Annotated in this window: 12 protein-coding genes; 3 read left to right on the top strand and 9 right to left on the bottom strand. The window is 72.0% G+C overall.

Annotation, left to right across the window (positions count from 1 at the left end; all coding sequences use genetic code 11):
* Positions 1-263 precede the first annotated feature (263 nt).
* From IEZ12_RS22145 to IEZ12_RS22135, 3 genes are all read right to left on the bottom strand, one after another.
* Positions 264-1,055: a DUF3710 domain-containing protein gene (locus tag IEZ12_RS22145; RefSeq protein ID WP_043912253.1), complete on the bottom strand. Its 792-nt coding sequence runs from the start codon at positions 1,053-1,055 to the stop codon at positions 264-266.
* A 152-nt stretch (positions 1,056-1,207) separates the two neighbouring features.
* Entirely contained in the window at positions 1,208-1,675 is a 468-nt protein-coding gene (gene dut / locus IEZ12_RS22140; protein WP_043909899.1) for a dUTP diphosphatase, read from the bottom strand.
* Positions 1,672-2,253 carry a PaaI family thioesterase gene (locus IEZ12_RS22135; protein WP_189273905.1) on the bottom strand — a complete coding sequence of 194 codons (582 nt, stop codon included), beginning with the start codon at positions 2,251-2,253 and terminating at the stop codon, positions 1,672-1,674. Before IEZ12_RS22135 ends, dut begins: the two co-directional genes overlap by 4 nt.
* A 95-nt stretch (positions 2,254-2,348) precedes the next feature.
* On the opposite strand from IEZ12_RS22135, the gene IEZ12_RS22130 reads away from it, so the two are divergent.
* Positions 2,349-2,801 carry a DUF3093 domain-containing protein gene (locus IEZ12_RS22130; RefSeq protein ID WP_373295512.1) on the top strand — a complete coding sequence of 151 codons (453 nt, stop codon included), beginning with the start codon at positions 2,349-2,351 and terminating at the stop codon, positions 2,799-2,801.
* A 283-nt stretch (positions 2,802-3,084) separates the two neighbouring features.
* On the opposite strand, the gene IEZ12_RS22125 is transcribed toward IEZ12_RS22130, so the two are convergent.
* From IEZ12_RS22125 to IEZ12_RS22110, 4 genes are all read right to left on the bottom strand, one after another.
* Positions 3,085-3,384, bottom strand: coding sequence for a DUF4193 domain-containing protein (locus IEZ12_RS22125; RefSeq protein ID WP_043909894.1), 300 nt, complete (start codon positions 3,382-3,384; stop codon positions 3,085-3,087).
* A 567-nt stretch (positions 3,385-3,951) separates the two neighbouring features.
* On the bottom strand, positions 3,952-4,929 hold the full coding sequence (locus tag IEZ12_RS22120; protein WP_189273903.1) for an acyl-ACP desaturase: 978 nt from the start codon (positions 4,927-4,929) through the stop codon (positions 3,952-3,954).
* 201 nt (positions 4,930-5,130) lie between these two features.
* A complete protein-coding gene (locus IEZ12_RS22115) occupies positions 5,131-6,435 on the bottom strand; it encodes a sensor histidine kinase (RefSeq protein ID WP_189273902.1) in 1,305 nt (434 codons plus the stop codon).
* Between the two features lie 46 nt (positions 6,436-6,481).
* Positions 6,482-7,135, bottom strand: a complete 654-nt coding sequence (locus tag IEZ12_RS22110; protein WP_043909888.1) for a response regulator transcription factor — start codon at positions 7,133-7,135, stop codon at positions 6,482-6,484.
* Positions 7,136-7,604: 469 nt separating this feature from the next.
* On the opposite strand from IEZ12_RS22110, the gene IEZ12_RS22105 reads away from it, so the two are divergent.
* Positions 7,605-7,790 (top strand): hypothetical protein, encoded by a 186-nt coding sequence (locus IEZ12_RS22105; RefSeq protein WP_043909885.1) that lies wholly within the window; start codon positions 7,605-7,607, stop codon positions 7,788-7,790.
* A 76-nt stretch (positions 7,791-7,866) separates the two neighbouring features.
* Here IEZ12_RS22105 and IEZ12_RS22100 read toward each other — a convergent pair whose 3' ends face one another.
* Together IEZ12_RS22100 and IEZ12_RS22095 are read right to left on the bottom strand one after the other, a co-directional pair.
* The gene (locus tag IEZ12_RS22100) at positions 7,867-8,667 is read right to left on the bottom strand and encodes an inositol monophosphatase family protein (RefSeq protein WP_189273932.1); all 801 of its coding nucleotides are present in this window, start codon (positions 8,665-8,667) and stop codon (positions 7,867-7,869) included.
* Between the two features lie 5 nt (positions 8,668-8,672).
* A complete protein-coding gene (locus IEZ12_RS22095; RefSeq protein ID WP_189273900.1) occupies positions 8,673-9,809 on the bottom strand; it encodes a ferrochelatase in 1,137 nt (378 codons plus the stop codon).
* 180 nt (positions 9,810-9,989) lie between these two features.
* On the opposite strand from IEZ12_RS22095, the gene IEZ12_RS22090 reads away from it, so the two are divergent.
* Complete coding sequence (locus IEZ12_RS22090) at positions 9,990-11,240, top strand: MFS transporter (RefSeq protein WP_189273899.1); 1,251 nt, start codon at positions 9,990-9,992, stop codon at positions 11,238-11,240.
* Positions 11,241-11,281 lie beyond the last annotated feature (41 nt).

Here is an 11,281-nt window from a genome sequence, read left to right as displayed (position 1 = left end):
TGGCACGCTGTTGAGTTCTCAAGGAACGGACACTTCCTTCGAGCCGCATTCCTGCGAACCCTCCGGGCGCTTCGTTCTTTCGCGTTCCCAGCTTATCAGATGTTTTCCGCTCCGTTTTCCGGAGTTTCATTCAGTCCGACTTGCTTTCGTTCGCCCCTCTCGGTGCGACTCCGGAACTGTACGGGGATCGGCGTCCGCAAAGCAAATCCGCCCCCGCACGCGAACGGTGCAGGGGCGGAAGGGGACGCGGGACGTCCGGAAGGTCAGCGGACCTCGGTGATCTCGGGGCCGCGCGAGAAGGGGTCGATGGAGCCGCCCGAGTAGGGGGACTCGGCGTCGGCGGGAGCCGCGGCGCCGTCGGCGACCATCTGCGCGTCCTCGGGGAGCTTGAGGACGATCGGGTCGCGGGGAGCCATGGGGGACTCGCCGCGGACCACGACGGTCTGCCGGAAGACCTCTTCGAGCAGGCCGGCCATCTCGGGCTGGACCGCTGCCTGGCCGGAGATCACGCCGCGCAGGAACCAGCGCGGGCCGTCGCAGCCGATGAAGCGGACCAGCTGGACACCCTGGGTGCCGTCGGGAAGCTGCACCGGGACCTGGGCACGGAGGTGCCAGCCGAGGGTGCCTTCCTCTTCCTCGATGGCGCCGCCCTGGCTGGTGATGCCGTTGGCGATCTCCTCGCGGACCTCGCCCCAGATGCCCTCCGACTTGGGGGCGGCGAAGGCCTGCAGCTGGATGGCGCTGTTGCCGAGCACCAGGGTGGCGGCGACGATCGCGTCCCCGGCCACCTCGACCCGGAGCTCCATGCCCTCGACGCCGGGGACCAGCAGGCCACCCAGGTCGACGCGGCCCTCGGCGGGATTCTCCAGCTCGGAGATGTCCCACGGCCCGTCCGGGCGCGGGGCCGGCGGGAGGCCGACGCGGTCGGCCGGGTCGAGTTCGGTGTCGCTCTCGTTCTCGACGGAATCCTCGACGTCATCGGCCGTCTCGTCGGCGCTGATGGCGTCCTCGGCGAGCTGCTCGACAGCGTCCTCGCTCTTGCGACGACGGAACACGGTCACTGTCCTTCCCGGTCCAAGACCGAATCCAAGACCGAACGCGAATATCTGCTACCTGCTACCCACTGGACCGGCCGAAAATCGTTGCATCGTGCATCGCTTCCACCCGTTCGTCGTGCTGCTCGGCGGAGCCGAGACCGCGGCGCATGCTAGACCGCGGCGTGACCGCCGGTCGAGCCGAACCCGCCTTCGGCCCGGACCGAACCCGGGAGTTCACCCACTTCGTGGAAGCGGGCCTTCTCGACCTGCTGGATGACCAGCTGGGCAATTCGGTCGCCTCGCTTGAAGTTGACCGGCTCCCGAGGGTCCAGGTTGACGACGATCACCTTGATCTCACCACGGTACCCGGCATCGACCGTCCCTGGGGCGTTCACCAGTGCAACTCCGCAACGGGCTGCCAGACCCGAACGGGGGTGGACGAACGCGGCGTAGCCGTCCGGCAGCGCGATGGAGATGCCGGTGGGGAGCAGCGCGCGCTCGCCGGGCTGGAGTTCGGCGTCCTCGGTGGTGCGCAGGTCGGCGCCGGCGTCGCCGGGGTGCTCGTACGCGGGGAGCGGGATCTCCGGGTCGAGGCGGCGGATCAGGATGTCGACGGGCTGGCGGACGGGGTCGGTCACGGGTTCACCTCGAAGGCTCGGGCGCGTTTGATCTGGTCCGGGTCGTCCAGGACCTTCTGCACGTCCTCGGGACGGCCGTGCGTGGTGAAGTGTTCCAGCTTCACCTGGACGAACAGTGCCTGGGCGCGAATGGCGACCGGCCCGTCGGGGCCGCCGATCCGGCCTTCGGCGGCGCTGTAGACCTTGCGGCCGTGGACCCCGGTCACCCATGCGTGGATGTGCAGCACGGAGTCGACGGGGACGGGGCGGACGAAGTCGGTCTCCAGGCGGCCGGTGACGGCGGGGGCGGCGAGCAGCCAGTTGAGCGTGCCGAGGGTCTCGTCCATGGCGCTGACCAGAACGCCGCCGTGGGCCAGCCCGGGGCCGCCCTGGTGGGCCGCCTTGACGGTGAACTGCGCGGTGACGTCGAGCTGTTCGCCGGCGACGGCGACGAGCTGGAGCCCGTGCGGGTGGTGCGGGCCGCAGCCGAAGCAGCCGTCGTAGTGGGAGCCGATGACGGTGCCGGGTGCGGGCGCGAGCGGGGAGCGGGGCGGCAGGACGGCGTCCGCGGGCGGGGTGGTGGGGGTGGGTCCGTTCACAGCGGCGACCCTACCTGCCGGTAGCTTCCCGGGACAGGCGCGCCGAGGGGCCCCGGCCACCGGGCCCGGCGTGTGCTGCGCCCACAATGGGAGGCATGTACGAGGAACGTCTCACCGTCCCGCGGTCCTGGTGGCTGCTGCCCGTGGCGCTCGGGCTTTCGTTCGGGCTGATCCTGCTCCGGTTCAGCGGACTGGGCGCCCTGATCGGGCTGGTCGTGGGGGTGGCCGCCGGGGCGGCGGCCCTGAGCAGCTACGGCTCGCCCCGGATCCGGGTGGTGCAGGGGTCGCTGGTGGCCGGGCAGGCCCGGATCCCGGTGAGCGCGCTGGGCGAGGCCGAGGTGCTGAACCCGAAGGAGGCCGTGGCCTGGCGTTCGGTGAAGGCCGACCCTCGGGCGTTCATGCTGCTGCGCAGCTACGTCCCGACGGCGTTGAAGGTCGCGGTGACGGACCCGGCCGACCCGACGCCGTACCTGTACCTGTCGACCCGGTCTCCGCAGCGATTGGCGGACGCCCTGGACGAGGCGGCGGCGGGCAGCCGGAGCCGCTGACCGGTCCGGAGGCCGCCGCGCGGCAGACCCGCGCGCCGACCCCGAGAACACAGCGAACGCGAGAGCACGAACAGACCGAAAGGGACGGCCCCTGTGGTGGGGCCGTCCCTTTCGGTCTGTCTGCGTGCACTGCGGGTGCAGGCGCGCGGTTCGCGCTCTGCCGGGTGCGACCGCTCGGGACGGTCGCTGCTTCTGCCTCCGGCCTCGCTGCTCAAGGCCGGACGGGGCGGCGTACCGGGCCGGCGGAGGGGTCTCGCCCGCCCGGGCCAGTGCCGCGCCGTTTTCAGGCGCCGCAGTCCCGGCAGATCGGCTGGCCGTTCTTCTCGCTGTAGAGCTGGCTCCGGTGGTGGACCAGGAAGCAGCTCATGCAGGTGAACTCGTCGGCCTGCCGGGGCAGCACGCGGACCGAGAGTTCCTCGTTGGAGAGGTCGGCGCCGGGGAGCTCCAGACCCTCGTTGGCGTCGTACTCGTCGACGTCGACGGAACCGGAAGCCTTCTCGTTCCGGCGGGCCTTCAGTTCCTCGATGCTGTCCTCGTTGAGGTCGTCATCGGTCTTGCGTGGGGTGTCGTAGTCCGTTGCCATGTTTCGCTCTCCCCCTTTGGGTGTGTGCGGTATCTCCAGCGCACGTAACGCCTGGGGGGCCGGTCTTGTGCCCGACCCGAGGCCGAGATTGTGCCTTACTTCAAGCCCTGTTACTCAATCGACACCCGGCCCGAGGCCCGTTGGGATGATCGAACGGGGTCCGAACACGGTCCACCGCGCGAGTGAACCGGTCGGGGCCGCGGGCCGTTGATCGTGACGGTGGGTGGCGGCCGTCCGGCGGCCGGGGCGACAACTCGACGGGGAGTAAAGGTTCTTGACGATCGGTCGAGCTGCCGGGGATCGCCCCGAACGGTGACTCACCGCTACCGACCAACCCGAACGGGTGATCACCCCGACGAGTGGCGCGATCAAGCCGCCCGGCGAGGTGTGATGTTCGTCACATCCGGCGCGAGTGCGGGCGTTTCCCGTGAAAACGGGCCTTTCGACCCGGTCGTGCGCGGTCGGATTGTCCGCATACCGACCGGAATCGAACGGAAGCGTTCCGTGTTCCGACGGCCACGCTCGGGCCCCAGCGGTGATCGGACTCGGCCCCGGCGGCGATCGGGCTCAGGCGCGGGCGGCGGCCGCGGCGGCGCGGCGGGCGAGCAGTGCGGCCTGGCGCTCGTCGAAGCGGGTGGCCTGGTCGTTCAGACCGTCCAGGAAGGCGCCCAGCTCGTCCTGGGCGTGCTGGCCGACCGGGCCGAGGCCGGTGATCTCCATGACCTTCAGGTGGCGCAGCACCGGCTGCAGCACGTCGTCGTGGTGGATCCGCAGGTTGTAGATGCCGCCGATGGCGATCTGGGCGGCCGAGCGCTCGAAGCCGGGCATGCCGTGGCCGGGCATCCTGAAGTTCAGCACCACGTCGGCGACGGCGCGCATGGCCTGGTCGGGGGCGATCTCCAGGGCGGCCTTCAGCAGGTTCCGGTAGAAGACCATGTGCAGGTTCTCGTCGTTGGCGATCTTGGCCAGCAGCTGGTCGCAGAGCTCGTCGCCGGAGTGGTGGCCGGTGTTGCGGTGGGCGATCCGGGTGGCCAGCTCCTGGAAGGCGACGTAGGCGACGGACTGCAGCATGCTGTGCGCGTTGTCGGACTCGAAGCCCTCCGACATGTGCGCCATCCGGGCCCGCTCCAGCTCGACCGGGTCGACGGCCCGGGTGGCCAGCAGGTAGTCGCGGATCGCTATGCCGTGCCGGCCCTCCTCGGCGGTCCAGCGGTGCACCCAGGTGCCCCAGGCGCCCTCGCGGCCGAACATGCTGGCGATCTCGTGGTGGTAGCTGGGGAGGTTGTCCTCGGTCAGCAGGTTGACCACCAACGAGATCCGGGCCAGCGGGGTGACCTTGGACTGGTCGAGGGACCAGGCCTCGCCGCCGAGCACGCCGTCGAAGTCCCGCCCCCGGCTCCACGGCACGTACTCGTGCGGCATCCACTCCTTGGCCGCCTTGAGGTGACGATTCAGCTCGGTCTCCACGACCTCTTCGAGCGCGAGGATCAGCCTGGCGTCGGTCCAGGCGGTCGTTGCGGTGCGCTGCACGGGGGCGATGGTCACGGCGTTGCTCCTGCTGATGTGCGGGCGGACCTACGGCTGCGTAGGTTACGACACCGTAAGTTGTCTCGCCCGCAAATGACAAGCCGCCCCTGTCCAGCGCTTATGTCGTTCCGACAAAGGCTGAGCAGGGGCGGCTGAGGGCGTCCCGGCACCGGAAAACGCCGTGGGCGGGCACAGGCGGCCCGGAGGGCGGCCCGGCGACTAAGGAATGCGGACCTGGATGCGCAGGCCTCCTCCGGGGCGGGCAGTGGCCTCCAGGGTGCCTCCGTGGGCGCGCACCACGGAGCGGACGATCGACAGGCCGAGACCGACGCCCTTGTCGCTGCGGGTGCGGTCGGTGTTCTTCAGCCGGCGGAACGGCTCGAAGATGTGGTCCAGCTCGTAACCGGGCACCACCGGGCCGGTGTTGCTCACCACCAGCTCGCCGCCCCCGCCGCGGACCGCCGCGGTGGTGATCTCCACCCAGCCGCCGGGGCTGTTGTAGCGGACGGCGTTCTGCACCAGGTTGAGCGCGATCCGCTCCAGCAGCACGCCGTTGCCGTGGGCGGGCGCGGCGGCCAGCTCGGGGCGCAGCTCCACCTCGCGGTTGCCGGCCTCCGGGCGGATCTGCTCCAGCGCGCGCTGGGCGACCTCGGCGAGGTCGACCGGCCGGCGCTCGGTCAGCTCGTTCTCGCTGCGGGCCAGCAGCAGCAGGCCCTCCACCAGCTGTTCGCTGCGCTCGTTGGTGGCCAGCAGGGTCTTGCCGAGCTGTTGCAGGTCGGGCGAGGTGTTCGGGTCGGAGAGCTGCACCTCCAGCAGGGTGCGGTTGATCGCCAGCGGGGTGCGCAGCTCGTGCGAGGCGTTGGCGACGAACCGGTGCTGGGAGTCGAAGGCGCGGTCGAGGCGCTCCAGCATCTCGTCGAAGGTGTCGGCGAGTTCCTTGAGCTCGTCGTCCGGGCCGTCCAGGTTGATCCGGCGGTGCAGGTCGGAGCCGGCCACCTCGCGGGCGGTGCGGGTGATCCGGCCGAGCGGGTGCAGCACCCGGCCGGCCACCGTGTAGCCGACCGCGAAGGCGATCACGGCCAGGCAGACCAGCGCGGTGAGCGCCTTGCGCAGCAGGGTGGAGAGCGCCTCGTCGCTCCGGGTGGCCTGGAAGTGCGCCAGCCACCGGTCGAGCTCGCCCTGGTTGGTCAGGGTGGCGCCGTCGTAGGCCCGCAGTGTGACGCCCTGGCCGAGGGTGAAGTGCGGCACCAGGTCGGTCTGGAAGGCCGAGCGGACGAAGTAGTACATCAGCAGCAGCAGCACCACGCCGGCCATCAGGAACATCCCGCCGTACAGCAGGGTGAGGCGGATGCGGATGGTGGGTCGCAGCGACAGCCAGGCGAACAGGCCGTCGCCTGGGCGGTAGGCGTCGTCGTCGCGGCCCGGGCCGGGCCGGCGCGGGGGGTGGTTCGGACGCGGGGGCACCTGGCCCGGGCCCGGGGTGGGCACGCCGGGGGCCCCGCCGGGCGGTGGCGGGGTGGTCATGGCCGGAAGTCCTCTCAGACGACGGTGGGGGTTGCGACGGGGCGGGTCAGACCCGGTAGCCGGAGCCGGGGACGGTGACGATCACCGGCGGGTCGCCGAGCTTGCGGCGCAGCGTCATCACGGTGACCCGGACCACGTTGGTGAACGGGTCGGTGTGCTCGTCCCAGGCCTTCTCCAGCAGCTGCTCGGCGGAGACCACCGCGCCGCCGGCCCGCATCAGGACCTCCAGCACGGCGAACTCCTTGGGGGCGAGCTGGACCGGCTTGCCCTCCCGGATCACCTCGCGGCGGCCCGGGTCGAGGCTGATCCCGGCGCGCTCCAGCACGGGCGGCAGCGGGACGGTGGCGCGCCGGCCCAGGGCGCGGACGCGGGCGACCAGCTCGCTGAACGCGAACGGCTTCGGGAGGTAGTCGTCGGCGCCGATCTCCAGGCCCTCGACGCGGTCGCTGATGTCGCCGGAGGCGGTCAGCATGATCACCCGGGTGGCCAGGCCCTGCTCGACGATGCGGCGGCAGACGTCGTCGCCGTGCACCAGCGGGAGGTCCCGGTCGAGCACCACCACGTCGTAGTCGTTCACGGCGATCCGCTGCAACGCGGCCTCCCCGTCGTAGACGACGTCGACCGCCATGGCCTCCCGGCGCAGACCGGTGGCGACGGCCTCGGCGAGCAGCTGCTCGTCCTCGACGACGAGTACCCGCACGGTGGTGTCCCTTCTCCTGGAGCGGCCCAGGCCGTGCTGCCCGTGCGGGCCGTGATGCGCCGGGCGCGGATCCGGGCATGCGGATCCGACGGTGCCTCCATCCTGCCTGGTCGCGCGGTAAAGCAGTCATAAGCCCGGTGCGCCGACGGCGAAACCGGAGGCGCCGGATGCCGCTTGGACTGTGACTCGGGCAACTTTCCGGCGAGTTGAGGTTTCCCGGCCCTGGGGGTGGGGAGGACACGTGCACACCGTGATGCCGTCCCGTGGCGGTTCTTCACGGCCACCACCCGCCGAGTGCCCCATCCGCACCGGCTGTGAATCGAGAGCCACCGGGTCGCGGCCCGCGCGCCGCCCGAGCACCCGACCGGATCCTGCACCGGTCGTCAGGTGTCCGTCCGGGGTTCATCCGATTCCGTGCCGGGGGGCTGCTCGGGACCGTGCCCGTCCGACACAGGAAAAGGGGGCCCGTATGGACGCCTTCACTGCCGGAATCCTTCAGCGGATCCAGAACGCCGAGCAGGATCTGCACCGCGCGATCGAATCCGGGGACGAGTTCCTGGCCGAGGTCGAGCAGTCCGAGCTGGAAGACCTTCAGCGTCTCGCCGCCGAACACGGCGTGGACCCGATGCTCGGAACGCACCGCTCCGCCGCCTGATCCCACCTTCAACGCACCAGCGAGCCCCGGCACGGTCTCCCGTACCGGGGCTTTTCGCTGTCCGGGCGCCCGGGGCTCAGTCGTGCCAGGCGCCGAGTTCCTCCAGTCGGGCCTGCAGCGGCTCGAACACGCCGGGCGGGGCGGCGACGGTGAGCTCGCCGTCCGCGGGCAGGCCGGGGCGGGAGCCGGTGAGCGCGCCGGCCTCGCGGGCGATCAGCACGCCGGCCGCCCGGTCCCAGGGGGCCAGGCCGCGCTCGAAGTAGCCGTCGAAGCGGCCGGCGGCCAGGTCGCACAGGTCGACGGCGGCCGCGCCGGCCCGGCGGATGTCGCGGACCTCGCCCATCAGCGCGTGCAGCACCTCGGCCTGGTGCACCCGCCGCTCGCGCAGGTAGCCGAAGCCGGTCGCCACCAGCGCCTGGCCCCAGACGGGGGCCGCGCGGACGGCGAGCGGGCGGCCGTTCAGCTGGGCGCCGCGGCCGCGCACCGCCTGGAACAGCTCGCCCCGGGCGGGCACCGAGACCACGCCGACCACCGCTTCGCCGTCCAGTTCGGCGGCCACGCTGACGGCCCAGGAGGGAAGCCCGTAAAGGTAGTTGACCGTTCCGTCGAGCGGGTCGACCACCCAGCGCACGCCGCTGGTGCCGGGGCGGTCGGCGCCCTCCTCGCCGAGGTAGCCGTCGTCGGGGCGGCGGGCCGAGATCAGCTCCAGCACGAGCTTCTCGGAGGCCAGGTCCATCTCGGTCACCACGTCCACCGGGCTGCTCTTGGTGGCGGCGACGCCGAGGTCCTCGGGCCGGCCGTCGCGGAGCAGTTCACCGGCACGGGTGGCGGCCTCGACGGCGGTGGCGAGCAGGTCGTCCAGCAGTTCCACGATCAGATCCTTCAGGCTTCGGCGGCGGCGGGGCGGGGTGCGCGCGGGTTGGGGCAGCAGGCGGTGGCGCACACGTCGTGGCTGGGGCCGAGGGCGCCCAGCGCGCAGCGGGTGACCGGCTCGCCGCGCTGCGCGGCGGCCCGTTCCACGACGAGTTCGCGGACGGCGGCGGCGAACCGCGGGTCGGCGCCGACGGTGGCGGCCCGGGCGACCGGCAGGCCGAGTTCGGCGGCCCTGGCCACCGCCTCGGTGTCCAGGTCGTACTTGACCTCCATGTGGTCGGAGACGAACCCGATCGGCACCATCACCACGGCCGCGGCGCCGTCGGCGTGCTGGGCCTCCAGGTGGTCGCAGATGTCCGGTTCCAGCCACGGGACGTGCGGGGCGCCGCTGCGGCTCTGGTAGACCAGCTGCCAGGGCCGGTCGGTGACGCCGGTGTGCTCGGCGACCGCGTCGACGATCAGCCGGGCGACGTCCAGGTGCTGGGCGACGTAGGCGCCGCCGGGGGTGCCGCGGGCCGGGTCGTCGGGGGCGCCGGAGGTCTCCGCCATGGCGGTCGGGATCGAGTGCGTGGTGAACGCCAGCCGGGCGTTCTCCCGTGCGCCGTCGGGGAGTTCGGCGAGTGCGGCGAGGGTGGCGTCGATCATCGGCCGGACGAAGCCGGGGTGGTTGTAGAAGTGCCGCAGCTTGTCGACGGTCAGCTCGGGCCGGCCCTCGGCGGCCAGCTGCGCCAGCGCGTCGGCCAGGTTCTCCCGGTACTGCCGGCAGCCGGAGAAACCCGCGTAGGCGCTGGTGGCGAGCACCAGCACCCGGCGGTGCCCGGCGTCGGCGATCTCCCGCAGGGTGTCGACCAGGTACGGCGCCCAGTTCCGGTTGCCCCAGAAGACCGGCAGGTCGAGGCCGTGGTCGGCGAAGTCCTTGCGGAGCGCGGCCAGCAGCTCGCGGTTCTGCCCGTTGATCGGGCTGATCCCGTCGAACAGGAAGTAGTGCTTGCCGACCTCGATCAGCCGCTCCTTCGGGATGCCGCGTCCCCGGGTGACGTTCTCCAGGAAGGGCACCACGTCCTCGGGGCCCTCCGGCCCGCCGAAGGACAGCAGCAGCAGCGCGTCGTACGGCGCGGGGTCGGTGAGGGTGCGCGTGTCGGGCATGGCTCCGATCCTGCCACCCGTGGCGGTGCGGCCCGCGCACGGCTGTCGGCGGCACGGTGTCCGGATTATCCCGGGTGCGGATGATGGATCACGGTTCGTAAGCTGTCCGGGCGATAGTTGTGCCTTACCTCGATGTCCGACCGCCCATCCCGTGCCGCACCCGTCCGACGGAGCCACCCCGTGCTGTCCAGCTACCGCCAGATATTCGCCGCTCCCGGCAGTCTGGCCTTCTCCTCCTCCGGGCTGATCGCCCGCCTGCCGATCTCGATGACGGGCATCGGCACCGTCACCATGCTCGCCGAGATGAAGGGCACCTTCTGGCTCGGCAGCGCACTGTCCGCCACCCTCGCGGTCTCCGCGGCGATCCTCGGCCCGTGGATCTCCCGGCTGGTCGACCGGCACGGCCAGCGCCGGATCGCACTGCCCGCCACCCTGGGCACCGTCCTGGCGGCGGCGGGCCTGCTGCTCGGCGCCCGGACCGGCCTGCCGGACTGGACGCTGTTCGTGTTCGCGGCCGGCATGGGCGTGATGCCGAGCACCGGGTCGATGGTCCGCGCCCGCTGGGCACACCTGTACCGGGACGAGCCGCCGAAGCTGCACACCGCGTACTCCTTCGAGGCGGTGGCGGACGAGATCTGCTTCATCGTCGGCCCGATACTCGCGGTCTCGCTGGCCACCACCGTGTTCCCCGAGTCCGGCGTGCTGCTGGCCGCGGTCTTCCTGGTGGTCGGCGTCCTGCTGTTCACCGGCCAGCGGCGCACCGAGCCGCCGGTGCATCCGGCCGCGCATCAGGCCGGGCCCAGCGTGATCGCCAACCGGGGCCTGCAGATCCTGGTGATGACGCTGGTCGCCACCGGCGGCGTGTTCGGCTCGGTCGAGGTGGTCACTGTCGCGTTCGCCAAGGCCCAGCAGCACACCGGCGCCTCCGGCCCGGTGCTGGCCGTCTACGCGCTCGGCTCCTGCCTGGCCGGCGCGGTGTTCGGCACCCTGAAGCCGGCCGGTTCGATGGCCCGCAGGTTCCTGATCGGGGTGACGGTGATGGCCGTCGGCATGGTGCCGCTGATCCTCGCGGCCCAGCTGATGGACGGCACCGCCGCGCTGATCGGCGTCGGCACCGCGCTGTTCCTCTCCGGTCTGGCCATCTCGCCGACCCTGATCACCGCGATGGCGCTGGTCGAGCGCCTGGTCCCGGCCGCCCAGCTGACCGAGGGCATGACCTGGACCACCACCGGCATGGCGCTGGGCGTGGCGGTCGGCTCCTCGGCGGCGGGCCTGGTGGTGGACGCCAGTGGCGCGGCCAACGGCTACTGGGTGCCGGTCGCCGCCGCGGGCTTCGGGGCACTGGCCGCGTACGCGGGCATGTCCCGGCTGCGCCACCAGCTGGCCGCGGCCGAGCAGCCGGCCGCGCCGGCGGAGTCCGTCGCCTCCTGACGTCCACGATGTGAGCCGCCCTCATGTTGGGTCCTTCGGAC

This window comes from Kitasatospora griseola, from assembly GCF_014648555.1.
Classification (GTDB): Bacteria; Actinomycetota; Actinomycetes; order Streptomycetales; family Streptomycetaceae; genus Kitasatospora; species Kitasatospora griseola.
This window is presented reverse-complemented; position numbering and strand designations above follow the sequence as displayed.